The following is a 15,271-nucleotide window of genomic DNA, read 5'->3' on the forward strand; positions in this document are numbered from 1 at the left end:
CCTTAAGTATCTTCTTAACAAAAGGGGGTTCTTCTATACTTGTTTTATGCTTCTACACGTTCTTTCCATGAAGTCGCTGTTGTTTGAAGAACCTTGTTGAGTTCGTCAATGTTCTCAAAACCTGTTGTACGCAACCATTCACGAGCTGCTGCTTCACCATCTTTGATGTAAGCTTCAACTGATCCAGCCCATGTAGCACGGCCACAAAGAACTCCGTTAAAGTTTGCGCCTGATTCGTGGGCAAAGACAAGAGTTTCTTGGAAGAGTTTAGCTGATACGCCCGCACTCAAGTAGATGTATGGCAAGTTCGTTGCTTCATCTTGAGCTTTGAAGAAGGCTGCCGCTTCTTCACGTGTATGAACGATTTCTCCATCACCAAAGCCTTCAACGTATTTGACGTTGACTGGAACTTCTACTTTCAAGACATCGATGTTAAAGCGTGGGTCTGAGAAGACCTTCATAGCACCAATAACCTTATGTGGTTTCACTTTGGCGTATTCTGCAGAACCTGCGTCAGTGATTTTTTCATCGTAAGCCAAGATTTCAAGGAAGAACGGAATGTCTTCCGCCACACACTCAGAACCGATACGTTCGATGTAGGCTTGTTTTTCTTGGTTGAGTTCGTCAGCGCTGTCTACGTCATAGTAAAGCAAGAACTTCACAGCATCTGCGCCTTGTTCCTTGATGCGTTTTGCAGACCAAACATCCAAACAGTCAGGCAAGCGTTTGGTGCTTGTTGTGTCGTAGCCAGTTTTCTCATAAGCAAGGAGAAGACCAGCATTGGCATCAAGCGCTTTTGTAGCTGGGAGACCATACTCAGGGTCGAGAAGCATAGAGGATGCGTATTTTGTCAATTCATCTGCAACCAAAACCTTGAGTTCTTCCATTTGAGCCACTGTTGGTTCTTCTGTTTGGTATTGAGCCATGAGGCGTTTCAAAGCACCACGTTGGTCAAAGGCAAGAGCTGAGATAATGCCGTTCTCGTCAGAGAGTTTTTGCAAGCAAGCTACTTTATTGGGACTTAATTGTAATTTACTCATAGACACTTCCTTATTTTTGATAGTCATGAATGATCACACCTTGTACCACACGGTTTACGGTACCTGTAGGAGATGGTGTATCTGGTTTATTTTCTACCTTGAGTGAAGTCAATAGGGCAAAGAGTTGGGCATAAACGATGTAAGGGAAGACACGGTAAATATCGTTCAAGACACCGCCACAACCAAGTGCTACTTCTTTGACATTTTCAAGACCAAAGGCTTGATCACTCAAGAGCACAACACGACGAGCAATCTGATCACCAGCCACTTCACGAACCAAGTCCAAATCGTACTTGCGAGTGTAGTCTGTCGTTGTACCAAAGATCAAAACAACTGTATCTTCGTTGATAAGAGATTTTGGACCGTGACGGAAGCCAACTGGGCTTTCATACATGGTCGCCACTTGACCAGCTGTTAATTCCAAAATCTTGAGCTGAGCTTCATGAGCAAGTCCAAAGAAAGGACCAGCACCAAGATAGATGACGCGGTTAAAGTCGAGGTCAACCAGCTCTTTAACATCTTCTGCATTGTCTAGAATCTTACGCGCAAGGCTCGTCACAACTTCAAAACGTTGAGCTTTCACAGCAAATTCTGTAGGATCAAAGACCAAGAGAGCTGTTAGCATCATAGACGTAAAGCTAGAAGTCATGGCAAATCCAGCGTCATTAGAAGCAGCTGGTTGCAAGAGCAAAAGATTGCGCTCATCGCCATGGGCTTGAAGAGCCAATTTCCCGTCCGCTGCACAAGTAATCGTCACTTGATAAAGCTCATCCACTAAGGCTTTAGCCAAGTCAACAGTTGCCACACTTTCAGGAGAATTCCCACTACGAGCAAAGGAAACAAGGACAGTCGCCACATCTTTTTTCAGATAGGTTTCTGGGTTGGCAACAATATCAGTTGTCGCAATGGCATTGAAATTCCATTTGCGTTCGTCATAGACTTCCTTAAAGTATGGTACCAAGGTATCTCCCACATAAGCAGAAGTACCAGCACCCGTCAAGATGACCTTGATATAGTCATGTTTATCAGCGATCCCTTGCAGAAAGGCTGCAATTTCTTCCCGTTTCGCTTGATAGGCTTCAAAAGCTTCTTTCCATACATCAGGCTGTTGGTAGATTTCACGAGTCGTGATTTCTGCACCCAGTTCAAGTAATTCTTCTTTTGTGTAATTTAGCATAGAGTTCCTCTAATCTATTGTTGTTTCATTCCTATTGAAAATATGGGAATGGGAGTGACTCCCATTCCCATGTATATTTTATACAAGCTGTTCTAACGATTTAGCCGTTATCACATCGTATACTCAATGAAAATCAAAGAGCAAACTAGGAAGCTAGTCGCAGGTTGCTCAAAGCACTGCTTTGAGGTTGCCGGATAAGACTGACGAAGTCAGTAACATATATACGGCAAGGCGACGCTGACGTGGTTTGAATTTGATTTTCGAAGAGTATTATTCGTCTTCGTCATCATCGAAGCCAGCTAACAGGTCGTTGACTTTTACGATGCTTTCTGCAGCACGGCTCCTGTAGTCCGCATCTGCACCTGTAAGGCTTGCATTGATAAATTCAATCACCATTGGCAGATTCATCCCTGCGTAGAGTTCAATGTCGCGACCTTCCATGATCAAACGGCTTACCACGTTACAAGGTGTTCCGCCGAGAAGGTCCGCAAAGACTAGGAAATCATCCAATCCTTCGATAGCAGCTTCAAATTTTGCAGTAAATTCTTCTGGACCATCTTCTGGAAGAAGAGCCACTGCATGAATGTTGTCCTGTGGACCCATGATCATTTCTGTGCTACCTTTAAGTTCTTCACAGAAACGACCATGACTCACCAAAATTAATGATTTACTCATAAATTATGCGCCCATTCCAAGCAAGAATTTACCGATGAATGAAAGACCTACTGCAAGAACGATAATGATACCGATCGCTTTAGTAGAGTTCATACCTTTCTTACCAAGCAACCAGAAGATAAAGGCAGTAAAGATTGCTGGAAGCAAGCGTGGGAAGATTGAGTTCAAGATGTCTTGGAAGTCAATCATCTTTTCACCGATTGGCAATTTGTAAGAAATGTCAAAGTTGATCATTGTTGCTACAAGAGCACCCATCATGAAGACACCAAGTACAGATGCAGCGTCAATCAAAGCTGTCAAGGTACTTTGCATGTTGTTGATAAGGTTAACCCCTTCTTTGTAGGCAAATTCCAATTGTTTCCAACGGAAGATGTCATAAGCAACTGCAACTGCAATCCAAAGGAAGATACCCCATGGTTGGCCAGCGATAGCCATAGTTGCTGCGATAGATCCCATGATAGCAGGTACAAGTGAACCAAAGATTGTATCTCCAAGAGGAGCAAATGGTCCCATCAAACCTGTCTTGATACCGTTAACGGCATCTTTTGAACCCACACCATCTTTTTCTTCCATGGCAAGGTCAAAACCAGCGATAATTGTGTGGAAGAATGGTGAAGTATTGAAGAATTGAGTATGAACTTTCATCATTTCTTTCAATTCAGGAGTTCCATCCCCATACATTTTACGCAATTGAGGCAAGATCATGTAAAGGTAACCAGAAGCTTGCATACGTTCGTAGTTCCAACCTAATTGGAAAGTGAACAAGCTACGTTTGTTAATTTGATTAAAATCTTCTTTTGTAAGTTTGTAATTAGAATTCGTCATCTTCGATTTCCCCACTTTCTGATGGTGTAGAAGGTGCTGCTACAGCTACTTTTTGGCTGTTCTTAAAGTGAACAACTGCAAGGAAGATACCTACGATAGAGATACCGATCATAGACAAACCTTTGAAGTTGTTAGCAAAGCCAATCTTTTCAGCAACATCAGCAGGAAGAGTACCAAGGATACCCGCAACAGCTCCACCAAGACCTGTTACATATGAGTAAAGAACAGTCAACATAGCTGTCAAACCGAATCCCATTGCAAGGTAGTGAAGGTTACGTTTAACTGGGAGGTAACGAAGCAAGATTGCAAATCCGAGACCTGGAAGCATACGACCTGCAAGTGTCAAACCGTCTGCAACCCATTGGTATTCTTTAACTAGGTCTACTACTGATTGTACGAAAGCACCACCAAAAGCAAGAGCGAAGAATACTGGAAGGGCACGAGAAAGAGCCCAAGGCACTGCACCAAGTAGGTAGTTGCGCTCGATACCTTTGTAGTCAAAGCGTTCGATTGCAGCATCAATACGGTGTGCAAAGAAAGTAGTAGTCATACGTCCAAGAACGTCGAAGTATGTCAAAAGTGCTGCTACTGGTACAGCGATTGTTGTAATCGCAAGATCTGTATCAATACCTTGAGAGATAGAGAATGCTGTTGCAAGAACCGCACCAGAAGTTGCGTCGATACGAGAAGCACCACCGAAGGTACCAACCCCGAGAACGAACAACTGCAAGCTACCACCGATAAACAAACCAGTTGTCACATCTCCCATGATCAAACCAGTAATGAAACCAGCGAATACAGGGGAACCTGCAGATGAAACGATTGTCAACTCATCACAGATTTGATAAGCTGAGTACAAAGTGAGAAGTAAAATTTGCCACCATTGTATCATAACAATGACCTCCTAAAAATTTTTTCCTATTTTAATAAGCTCAAAAAGTCTGAAACTGGATCATTTGGAACCATTTGAGCAGTGAGTTTCACACCTTTTTCTGCTAGTTTGTGGAAATCTTCCACATCCTTGTCTACCACATTGATAGAACGTGTGATAGAGCGAGTTTCTGGTGTTTGAGACATATTGCCGACGTTGAGTGTTTCAAGCGGAACACCTGCTTCGACCAAACCAAGGAAACGGTCTGGTTTACGTGCAACGATAAAGAGACGTTGGCTATCGTATTTACCAGCAAGGATATTTGCTGCTGCTTTCTCAACTGGCAAGATACTGAGTTTCACACCTGGTGGTGTCGCAAGTTTCAAACCACTCTTTTCAATATCGTTGTTAACAACTTCGTCGTCTACAACCATAATGCGTGAAACATTTAGTTTTCCAGCCCAAAGATTGGCTACTTGACCGTGGATCAAACGTCCATCGATACGGCATCCTATAATTGTCATAAGTTTTCCCCCTTTATGTGTTTTAGTGTAGGTTTACGAGTTAAATGAATCTCTTCTTTATATTCGCCCTCAGTTTCAAAGATGATGATGCGGTTAGTACCTTCCTTGAGATAGCTATGAGGGATATAAAGTGAGAGGGTCGGGCCGACGTTCCAGAAACGCCCTAGGTGACGCCCGTTGACAAAGGCAACTCCCTTACCAAACTCAGACAAGTCTAAGTAGGTATCCTTCGGCTCTTCGACCGTAAAGTCGAAAGCGTAAAAGGCTGGTTGTCCTTCTGTCCATCCTTTTGAAAAATCAATCTTCTCAGGATTATCCAGTGGTAGTGGATATTGTTTCCAATTCAGTAAGAAATGTAGATCCTTGCAGACACCTGTACGAATTCCTTTACGTTGCGTATCTGCCAAGAACTTATGTCCGTAGTTGACACGCCCCATATTTTCAATCAAGATGTCAATCTCTGAAAAGCCTTCTCGGTTGCCCTGACAATAGATGTCTTCACCAATCTCTGTCTGGTATTGAGTAGCAATCCATTGACCATCTACAAAGAGTTGAGCTCGGTCACGTCCATCGATGATGCGGAGACGTTCTTCTTCTGCATCCCAACTTGCCTCAGTGCGGTAGAGAAGGTAGCCATAGCTTTGACCAAGTTCTTCCATCGCTTTTGGATAGAGGCTTTCAGTAGGACTAGAGAGACTATCCAGAGTTTCAAACAAGGAAACTTTTTCGACCAATGGAATGGCCCCTATCTCCATGCTTTCCTTATAGAGTGGTTCCAACTGTGGATACTCTGGGAAGTGGGTTGCCATCATCTTCTTGACTGCTAGGTATTTAGCAGTTGGATTTCCTTCTTCATCGAGAAGAGCATCATAGTCGTATGATGTGACTTGTGGCAAATCCAGAGTTCCTCGAGCCGAGCAACCATTCATGAAACCAAAGTTTGTCCCCCCATGGAACATGTAAAGGTTGATAGAGCCTTGCTCCAATACCTCTCGAACAGCTTCTGCCAATTCTTTAGGATCCCGTGTGATGATGGGTTCTTTCCAACGGTTGAACCAACCATCCCAAAATTCCATACACATGAGGGGCCATTTCTTGCCATGCTCTTCAAAGAATTCCTGCATCTGTGAAAAGTTGTACGGAGCTTTAGAACCGAAGTTTCCTGTCACAAAGAGGTCGTCTTCGATCAAGGTTCCGGCTTTCAGAGTAGCCCTCCATGGGCCATCTGAAGTAAAGAGTGGGCAATCAATCCCTCGGTCTTCCATCAATTTTCGAATTGCTCGTAGATAAGACTTATCTTCTCCATAAGAGCCATATTCATTTTCGACTTGCATCATGAGAATGTTTCCGCCGTTATCCAACAAGCGAGGCACAAGCCTTGGCAATAATTGGTCATAATAGCGAGCAACAGCCTCGATGTAGGCCGGGTCGGACGAGCGAATTCGCATGTCCTTGGTCAAGAGCCAAGCCGGCAAGCCACCAAATTCCCATTCCGCACAGATAAATGGAGACGGGCGTACAATGGCATAGAGACCTAGATCTTGTGCAATTTGAAGAAATCTCTCCAAATTTCTGGCACCTTCAAAATCAAACTCCCCTTCAACAGGTTCGTGTAAATTCCAAGCCACATAGGTCTCGACTGTATTAAAGCCAAGCGCCTTTAAGTTATAGAGAGAATGATACCAATCCTCTGCTGGAATTCTAAAATAATGAATGGCGCCGGACAAAATCTTGAACGGTTTTTCGTCTAAATAGAAATCGTCCTCAATTTTAAATCTTGTCATGTCATTACCTCTGACGAATTAAGTTTGCGCTTTCATTTATTATAATATTAACTATAATCAAATCTTTTGCATTTGTCAATAGGTTTTAGAAAATTATTTAAAATTTTTCTATTTTTTTACTTACCGTTTACCGAAATTATCTAAAAATAGCATGAAAACGATCTTTTTATGTATGATAATTCACAAGAACATCAAATGAATTTTTTTACATGTAAAATAACATTTTTAGTCTATTATTTTAATTTTTTGACCTTAATACTACTCTTTTCTCTATATTTGTGGTAAAATCAAAATTGGAGAAAGAGAATCGAGGTGAAATTTATGGCTATTCCTAAATACCAATATATTAAAGATGAATTAAAAAACAAAATCATCTCTGGTCAATTTGCAAGTGGAGATAAATTTTATACAGAAGCCGAATTGATCGCGATGTACGATGTGAGTTCAATCACAGTTGTTCGTGCCTTGAACGACCTTGCTAAAGACGGCTACATTGTCCGCCAACAAGGTAAAGGTACTTTCGTTTCACGTGCCCGCAAGCACAAACTCGTTGAGTTTTCAGATGTCGAAATCTTTGAAACAAAAGACGATAAAGTTACTGTCCTTTCTATCGAGCGCGGAAACAAACTTGAATATTTAGATAAACTTGGACTACGTGGAGATCAATTCTACTATAAGATTGAACGTATTCGTCAGACAAACGACGTGACATACATCTACCACACATCTTATATTCCTGAGCAATACATCAATGCCAACTATCCAAATCTTGATTATTATAGCTCTATCTATACACGTTTCAAATTGGATTACCGCATTCACATGAGTGATGAACATTTTGAGGAAATCAACGAAATCGCATTCCCAACACCAGAGCATGCTGCTTCTGTACTCGGAATCGATACACAATTCCCAACTGTCTTCCAAACGAAGACTACAAAACTTGAGGTCACTGGCCAAGTCCTTGCCTATAGTGAAACTTATAAGCGAGCAGACTACTACAAAATCAAATTCATCTCATGTAACCGAGGTCATTAAGAAAAAGCCTGAGCCTAGCTCAGGCTTTTTCTCTATTCATTATAGCACGAGAAAAAAGTTGTGAAAACGCTATAAAGGACTCTTATTTAATTAGTAGCATTTTTACTAAAAACAAGGTAAAATTTCGTTTGGTTTTTCCTCTATTTTATGCCTTATTAGCAAATTTCTCCTAAATCTTATGATTTCCTCTATTTATTATAGTTCTTATATAAACCCGCTTGACATTTTACTCCTGAGATAATAAAATAAAAGGGGAAACAACTACTAGCAAAGCAGATGAAAAACAACTCCCTGCAACAGGAAGTCAAGAATCTGCAGGCTTGGTCGCAGTAGGACTCATGGCCACACTGGCAGCCTACGGACTCACTAAGAGAAAAGAAGATTAAACCCCTTCGACAAGCATACAAAAAAGCGAGATTGAATCTCGCTTTTTATTGTTGGGATTAATCACCGAGTCCGATACGTTCAAAGATATCATCCACTCGTTTAGTGTAGTATGCAGGGTTGAAGATTTCGTCAATTTCCTCTTGAGTCAGACGTGAAGTCACTTCTGGATCTGCTTCTAGCAGTGGTTTGAAGTCTACTTGGTTATCCCAAGAATAGGCTGTTTTTGGTTGCACCAAGTCGTAGGCTTGCTCACGAGTCATGCCTTTTTCAATCAAGGTTAACATAGCACGTTGGCTAAAGATAAGACCGAAAGTTGAGTTCATGTTGCGGATCATGTTTTCTGGGAAGACCGTCAAGTTCTTGACGATATTGCCAAAACGGTTAAGCATATAGTCAATCAAAATAGTCGTATCCGGTGTGATGATACGCTCAGCTGATGAATGGGAAATATCGCGTTCATGCCAGAGAGCGACGTTCTCATAGGCTGTCACCATGTGACCACGGATAACACGCGCCAAACCTGTCATGTTCTCAGAACCGATAGGGTTGCGTTTGTGAGGCATTGCTGAAGACCCTTTTTGCCCTTTGGCAAAGAACTCTTCCACTTCACGTTGCTCAGATTTTTGAAGACCACGGATTTCAGTCGCCATACGCTCGATAGAAGTCGCGATGCTAGCAAGAACTGCAAAGTACTCAGCGTGAAGGTCACGAGGAAGGACCTGTGTAGAGATTTCTTGGGCACGGATACCCAACTTGTCGCAGACGTATTGCTCTACAAATGGTGGAATGTTGGCAAAGTTCCCAACCGCACCAGAAATCTTACCAGCTTCCACGCCAGCAGCCGCATGTTCGAAACGCTCAATATTACGTTTCATTTCGCTGTACCAAGTTGCCAATTTAAGACCAAAAGTTGTAGGCTCAGCGTGCACACCGTGGGTACGTCCCATCATGATAGTAAACTTGTGTTCTTTCGCTTTGTCAGCGATGATGTTGAGGAAGTTTTCAAGGTCCTTACGGATGATGTCGTTGGCTTGTTTGTAGAGGTAACCATAGGCAGTATCGACCACGTCAGTAGAAGTCAAACCATAGTGAACCCACTTGCGTTCTTCACCAAGCGTTTCAGAAACCGCACGTGTGAAAGCCACCACATCGTGACGAGTTTGCTGCTCAATTTCCAAAATACGGTCGATGTCAAAGTCCGCTTTTTCACGAATCAAAGCCACATCTTCCTTAGGGATTTCCCCCAACTCAGCCCATGCCTCGTCAGCCAAGATTTCCACCTCAAGCCAAGCACGGTATTTATTTTCTTCACTCCAAATGTTCGCCATCTCAGGGCGAGAGTAACGGTTGATCATTGTTCGTTAGTTCTCCTTAATTAATTCTTTTACAATATATCCTTCTTCTAAAGCTTTTTCTGTAGCAGTCCTATATTTTTCTATATCATTATCTTTATTTATATTCTTTTTTTCAAAATATTTTTCCAATTCTTTATAGGAATCTGTCCCTTCTTTAAATTCACTATCAAAACATTGAGGTTCACCATCTTCCCTTTTCGCAATTGAGATTGTCTCCGTTTCAAATTCTCCAAAGAATGACTTATATGTAATTTTGAGTTTCAAATTTTTTAGTTCTCCATGACTCACCCCTTGAACTTTAATATAGAACACACTGTTTTCGCCTTTATTGATGATCTTTTCTCTAAATGTTTTGTCCTTGTCTAGTATTTTTCCATCAATTTCTGCTTTTACATCCGTAATGAAAGCAAGCCCCAAACCTACATTCTCTACATCTAGGGGAAAAATAACACAATGTTTATCAGAACTACCAAAGTTACAGATTTCATAGTCCAAAACTGCCGTCCTTTGCCTCTGGTCAATAATTCGATATGGGTAAACACCTAGCGAAATACGATACCTTAAGTAAGGTCTATGACTATTTAGTAAATCAATGTTTGACTGTTTTTTCTGAACAGCTAATGTCCAATAGATACCTACAATAGTCACAATTGCACCAATTAGTGCGCTTATAAGATTTGACCAGAACTCACTATTTAATGCACTTATCAGATTCGACAAAATTTCACTATTTAATATATATGTTTTTAAAATAAAAACTTTGGTATCGATACAAAACAATAGATACAATACAAAAAGTACGATTAATCTATTAAACCAAATATATTTTTTATCCATTTCCTCCTCTAACCTCTTCAATCAATCCCTTTCCCAAACTCTTCAACCTCATCCGGCACATCACTAAACAAAGTCACGTGCCCCATTTTGCGGTTGTGCTTCGCTTCTATTTTACCATACAGGTGGAGGTGGGCGCTTGGATTTTCTGTGACATATTTTTCAGCAGCCTCGACGTGCTGACCGAGAACGTTGAGCATGACAGCTGGCGCATGCAGTTGGATGACTGGCAATGGTGCTCCCAGAACACCTAAAATGTGGGTATCAAACTGCGAGAAGTCGCAAGCTTCGATTGAGTAGTGACCTGAATTGTGTGGACGTGGAGCAATCTCGTTGACAATGATGTCGTCAGCTGTCGCAAACATTTCCACGCAAAGGGTTCCAGAAAGGTTCAGTTGTTCTGCGATTCGCACTGCCATGACCTTGGCTTTCTCTGCCAAACGATCCGAAATGCGGGCTGGCACGATGGTCTTAGACAGGATATTGTTGCGGTGGATATTTTCCTGAACTGGGAAAACCGTCACTTCCTTGCCATTTCCTGACACGATGACGGAAATTTCAAGATCAAAGTTGACAAATTCTTCCAAAACGCAGTCTGCTGAGTCAGCTAGCGCATAGGCTTCTTCCAAATCTTCTGCTGAGCGAATAACCTTTTGCCCATGTCCATCATAGCCACCAGTCGCAGTCTTGAGGACATAGTTTTTCGACAGGTCGATATCTACCAAGTCTTGGCTTGTGGTCACAACCTTGTAAGGTGCCACAGTGACTTGAGCCTTGTTTGAGAGGAAGTCCTTTTCAAAGATGCGATTTTGAGAAATACGGAGTAGGTCGGTTCCTTGAGGGAGTTGCCCATCCTTAACAACCGCATCCAAACCGTCAGCATCAACATTTTCAAATTCATAAGTCAGGACATCGCAACACTCAGCCAACTGACGGAGGGCATCCACATCATTATAAGGAGCCACGATGATTTCCGCCACGCGAGAGGCTGGGCAATCAGCCGCAGGATCCAGCGCGATAACCTTGTGCCCCATGTAGATAGCAGAAATGGCCATCATCTGACCAAGCTGACCGCCACCGATAATTCCGATTGTTTTAGATGAGCTCATTTGTAGACTCCTCTGCGATTTTTCCTTGTTCTTCTGCGAAATCTGCCAAAGCTGTCGCAATAGCCTGATCCTCTACTGAAAGGAGACGGAGGGCAAAGAGAGCAGCATTTGTCGCTCCCGCTTCCCCAATAGCCATAGTTGCCACAGGTACACCGCCCGGCATCTGCACAATCGAGTAAAGCGAGTCCACGCCACTAAGGGCACGTGATTTGACGGGCACACCAATGACAGGAAGGGTTGTTTTGGCAGCTACCATCCCTGGCAAGTGAGCAGCACCACCCGCACCTGCAATAATGACCTTGATACCGCGACTCCGTGCTTCCTCGGCATGTTTGAACATGAGGTCTGGTGTGCGGTGGGCAGAGACAACTTTCTTCTCGTAGGCCACGCCGAAGCGGTCTAGGACTTCGGCGGTTTTTTGCATGGTTGCCCAGTCGGATTTGGAGCCCATGATGATGGAAATTACTGGTTTCATAGTTAATATCCTTTTCTTTCCTTTCTTTTTTCAATCACCTTAGGTTGTGAGGGACAGCAGCAGCCACCAAAGGTGTCTCATGCCTAAATTGGAAGCCCAAGGTCTTCCAATTTCCCTGAACGATTGGATGATAATCCAATCGTTCTTTCACAACGGCGGTGATTGTTCTATATTAGCTTGCTAATGCTCGCAAGTTATGCAACCATTATCGTATTTGGCGACTTCGTCGTGTTATTCTTATGTCTTTACTTAATAGCCTTGCTACCGATATCATTTCGATAGAAGAGGCCTTCTGTGTTTTGTTTGTCGAGTTGGTTGTAGATGATGTTTTGGCCATCTTTGACGGTGTCTGCTGTTGTGACTAGCATATAAACACGTCCGCCGTTTGATAGTAGTGCTCTGCTATTTTCCGCAAACTTAGCCCCTGCATAGTAGGTGATGATGTCGCCATCGATTTTGGCTGGCAACTTGACACCTTTTTCATAGTCTAACGGGTAGCCGTTGGATGCGACAACCACGCCCAATGTCACACCCTTGTCCATCCAAGTGATGGTTGGCTCTTTGCCATCCAAAATGTCAGTGATGTTTTGCGCAAAGTCAGATGTCAAACGAGGCAAGATGATTTGCGTTTCGGGATCTCCAAATCGAGCGTTGAACTCGATGACCTTAGGGCCGTCAGCAGTCAAGATAAGCCCTGCGTAAAGGACACCAAGATACGGACGACCTTCTTTAATCATCCCTTCAAGAACTGGCTTAACAATAGTCTCAACCGCTGTGTCAACCACGCTCTGTGGTAAGTGAGGAACTGGCGCATAGGCACCCATCCCACCAGTGTTAGGGCCCTTGTCGCCATCGTAAGCACGTTTGTGATCCTGAGCCGTTGGCATGATGTAGAACTTGTCCCCATTGACAAAGGCAAAGAGGGAGAACTCTTCTCCGTCAAGGAATTCCTCGATGACCACACGCGCACCAGAATCACCAAATTTATTGTCCAAAAGCATCTCATGAGCTGCTTCGACCGCTTGCTCAACCGTCTCCGCAACGACGACACCTTTCCCGAGCGCCAATCCATCCGCCTTGACAACGATAGGAGCGCCTTTCTCCTCGATATAAGCCTTGGCCTCCTCGAAATCTGAAAATGTGCCATAGGCTGCTGTCGGAACGTCATATTTGACCATGATTTCCTTAGCAAAATCCTTGGACCACTCCAGCTCCGCTGCAGCCCTAGTCGGACCAAAAACCTTGAGACCAGCTTGGTTAAAATCATCCACAACTCCAGCCGCAAGGGCATCATCTGGACCAATGAAGCTCCAAGCAATATCGTTGGCCTTTGCAAACTCAATTAACTTAGAATGTTCGGAAATAGATATGTTTACCAATTCCAAACCATCCAGAGTCATCCCGTCATTTCCAGGAGCTACAAAGACATTTTCAACGTCTTTTGATTCAAGCAACTTCTTAGCAATCGCATGTTCACGACCACCCGAACCGACAACTAACAGCTTCATCTCTCAACCTCTTTTGCGAATTATTTACCAATATTATACCATAAACGTTCGTTTTAATCTTGTTTCACTTAGCATTTTAAGCCAAAAAAGGAAAGAAACTGTTTTCTTCCCTTTCGTTTTTTAATGTCTAAAATGCCTCACGCCTGTGAAGACCATGGTCAAGCCGTATTTGTCAGCAGCTTCGATGGATTCTTGGTCACGAACGGAGCCCCCTGGCTGGATGATGGCCTTAATTCCTGCTTTGGCGATTTCTTCCACGTTATCTGCAAATGGGAAAAAGGCGTCGGAAGCAAGAACAGCACCATCAAGACGGTCTTTAGCTTGATCAATGGCGATGCGAACAGAAGCCACTCGATTGGTTTGACCAGGACCAACGCCAAGTGTCATGTGGTCATTCGTCACGATGATTCCGTTTGATTTGACGTACTTGATAGCCTTCCAAGCGAACTCAAGAGCAGTCGCTTCTGTCTCGGTTGGCTGGCGTTTGGTCACCACTTGCCAGTCAACTGGGCTTTCCTTGACCACGTCTTGGTTTTGCACAAGAAGTCCACCAACCACACCTGTGTATTCTGCTTCTACTTCGCTGGCATCTTGAGCGTCGAATGGCAAGGCAAGGATACGCAAGTTTTTCTTTTTGTTGGTCAAAATGGCTAGCGCTTCATCCGTATAGCTCGGTGCGATGATGATCTCGAGGAAGACACCGTGCATTTTTTGAGCTGTCGCAGCATCCACCTCACGGTTAAGGACGACAATTCCACCAAAGATAGACACTGGGTCAGACTCATAAGCATAGTCCCAAGCAGTCTCGATGTCATCAGCTTGACCGATACCGCACGGATTCATGTGTTTCAAAGCCACCACTGTTGGACGGTCTTTGAAGTCACGGATGATACGAATCGCTGCATCTGCATCGCGGATATTGTTAAAGGACAATTCTTTCCCGTTAAGCTGTTTCGCTGATGCAATTGAATAGTCCGTTGGCAAAGCTTTTTGATAGAAATCGGCATTCTGTTGAGGATTTTCCCCATAGCGCATGGCTTGTTTGAGGTCATAGGTCAAGGTCAACTTTTCAGGTTTGCTTTCGCCCACTTGAGCTGTGAAATATTCTGCAATCAAGGCATCATAAGCCGCTGTGTGACGGAATACTTTTGCTGCCAACCGTTGACGAGTTTCGTAACTTGTTTCGCCGTTTGCTGACAATTCGTCAAGAACAACAGCATAATCAGCAGGATCTACCACAACTGTTACGCTAGCATGGTTTTTAGCTGCTGAACGAAGCATTGATGGCCCACCGATATCGATGTTTTCAACGGCATCTGCGTATGTCACATCTGGCTTAAGAATGGTTTCCTTAAATGGGTAAAGATTTACCACCACAAGGTCAATGAGCTCAATCTTGTTGTCCTTAGCCGCTTCCAAGTGGCTATCGAGGTCACGACGAGCGAGGAGACCACCGTGGATATTTGGGTGGAGGGTCTTCACACGACCGTCCATCATTTCTGGGAAACCAGTCACATCATCGATAGCAATGGTATCCACCCCAGCATTATCAAGGGTAACCTTGGTCCCACCTGTCGAGATGATGTCCCAACCGAGTTTTTTAAGTTCTTGGGCAAATTCAACAATGCCCGCTTTGTCTGAGACGCTGATTAAGGCCTTTTTCGTCATT

15 protein-coding genes and 1 pseudogene are annotated in these 15,271 nt (G+C 43.4%); 2 read left to right on the forward strand and 14 right to left on the reverse strand.

Annotated elements, in window-relative coordinates; all coding sequences use genetic code 11:
• Nucleotides 1-44: 44 nt before the first annotated feature.
• From lacD to TZ92_RS02980, 7 genes are all read right to left on the reverse strand, one after another.
• Nucleotides 45-1,040 (reverse strand): tagatose-bisphosphate aldolase, encoded by a 996-nt coding sequence (lacD, locus tag TZ92_RS02950; RefSeq protein ID WP_033629224.1) that lies wholly within the window; start codon nt 1,038-1,040, stop codon nt 45-47.
• 10 nt (nt 1,041-1,050) lie between these two features.
• On the reverse strand, nt 1,051-2,217 hold the full coding sequence (locus TZ92_RS02955) for an SIS domain-containing protein (RefSeq protein WP_033629164.1): 1,167 nt from the start codon (nt 2,215-2,217) through the stop codon (nt 1,051-1,053).
• A gap of 270 nt (nt 2,218-2,487) precedes the next feature.
• Entirely contained in the window at nt 2,488-2,892 is a 405-nt protein-coding gene (locus TZ92_RS02960) for a PTS sugar transporter subunit IIA (protein WP_033629163.1), read from the reverse strand.
• 3 nt (nt 2,893-2,895) lie between these two features.
• Complete coding sequence (locus TZ92_RS02965) at nt 2,896-3,717, reverse strand: PTS system mannose/fructose/sorbose family transporter subunit IID (protein ID WP_000185284.1); 822 nt, start codon at nt 3,715-3,717, stop codon at nt 2,896-2,898.
• Nucleotides 3,704-4,609 carry a PTS mannose/fructose/sorbose/N-acetylgalactosamine transporter subunit IIC gene (locus TZ92_RS02970; RefSeq protein ID WP_033629162.1) on the reverse strand — a complete coding sequence of 302 codons (906 nt, stop codon included), beginning with the start codon at nt 4,607-4,609 and terminating at the stop codon, nt 3,704-3,706. The genes TZ92_RS02965 and TZ92_RS02970 overlap by 14 nt, the downstream gene beginning before the upstream one ends.
• 26 nt (nt 4,610-4,635) lie before the next feature.
• Complete coding sequence (locus tag TZ92_RS02975) at nt 4,636-5,112, reverse strand: PTS sugar transporter subunit IIB (RefSeq protein WP_033629161.1); 477 nt, start codon at nt 5,110-5,112, stop codon at nt 4,636-4,638.
• Entirely contained in the window at nt 5,109-6,896 is a 1,788-nt protein-coding gene (locus TZ92_RS02980) for a glycoside hydrolase family 35 protein (protein WP_033629160.1), read from the reverse strand. Before TZ92_RS02980 ends, TZ92_RS02975 begins: the two co-directional genes overlap by 4 nt.
• 321 nt (nt 6,897-7,217) lie before the next feature.
• Between TZ92_RS02980 and TZ92_RS02985 the strand changes: the two genes are divergently transcribed.
• Nucleotides 7,218-7,934, forward strand: coding sequence for a GntR family transcriptional regulator (locus tag TZ92_RS02985; RefSeq protein WP_045594753.1), 717 nt, complete (start codon nt 7,218-7,220; stop codon nt 7,932-7,934).
• A 248-nt stretch (nt 7,935-8,182) separates the two neighbouring features.
• Nucleotides 8,183-8,320 (forward strand): annotated as a pseudogene (locus TZ92_RS10365) (LPXTG cell wall anchor domain-containing protein); the annotation flags it as partial.
• A gap of 57 nt (nt 8,321-8,377) precedes the next feature.
• On the opposite strand, the gene purB reads toward TZ92_RS10365, so the two are convergent.
• The 7 genes from purB to purH all read right to left on the reverse strand — a co-directional run bounded on the left by purB (nt 8,378) and on the right by purH (nt 15,270).
• Nucleotides 8,378-9,676 (reverse strand): adenylosuccinate lyase, encoded by a 1,299-nt coding sequence (purB, locus tag TZ92_RS02990; protein WP_033629158.1) that lies wholly within the window; start codon nt 9,674-9,676, stop codon nt 8,378-8,380.
• A 6-nt stretch (nt 9,677-9,682) separates the two neighbouring features.
• Nucleotides 9,683-10,513 (reverse strand): hypothetical protein, encoded by an 831-nt coding sequence (locus TZ92_RS02995; RefSeq protein ID WP_033629157.1) that lies wholly within the window; start codon nt 10,511-10,513, stop codon nt 9,683-9,685.
• 17 nt (nt 10,514-10,530) lie between these two features.
• Entirely contained in the window at nt 10,531-11,619 is a 1,089-nt protein-coding gene (gene purK / locus TZ92_RS03000; RefSeq protein WP_033629156.1) for a 5-(carboxyamino)imidazole ribonucleotide synthase, read from the reverse strand.
• Nucleotides 11,606-12,094, reverse strand: a complete 489-nt coding sequence (gene purE / locus TZ92_RS03005) for a 5-(carboxyamino)imidazole ribonucleotide mutase (protein WP_000805604.1) — start codon at nt 12,092-12,094, stop codon at nt 11,606-11,608. The genes purK and purE overlap by 14 nt, the downstream gene beginning before the upstream one ends.
• Before the next feature lie 34 nt (nt 12,095-12,128).
• Nucleotides 12,129-12,245 (reverse strand): phosphoribosylaminoimidazole carboxylase, encoded by a 117-nt coding sequence (locus tag TZ92_RS10160; protein WP_071788228.1) that lies wholly within the window; start codon nt 12,243-12,245, stop codon nt 12,129-12,131.
• 94 nt (nt 12,246-12,339) lie between these two features.
• Complete coding sequence (gene purD / locus TZ92_RS03010) at nt 12,340-13,602, reverse strand: phosphoribosylamine--glycine ligase (protein ID WP_033629155.1); 1,263 nt, start codon at nt 13,600-13,602, stop codon at nt 12,340-12,342.
• Nucleotides 13,603-13,722: 120 nt separating this feature from the next.
• Entirely contained in the window at nt 13,723-15,270 is a 1,548-nt protein-coding gene (gene purH / locus TZ92_RS03015; RefSeq protein WP_033629154.1) for a bifunctional phosphoribosylaminoimidazolecarboxamide formyltransferase/IMP cyclohydrolase, read from the reverse strand.
• Nucleotide 15,271 lies beyond the last annotated feature (1 nt).

The organism is Streptococcus oralis subsp. oralis, assembly GCF_000960035.1.
GTDB lineage: Bacteria > Bacillota > Bacilli > Lactobacillales > Streptococcaceae > Streptococcus > Streptococcus oralis_G.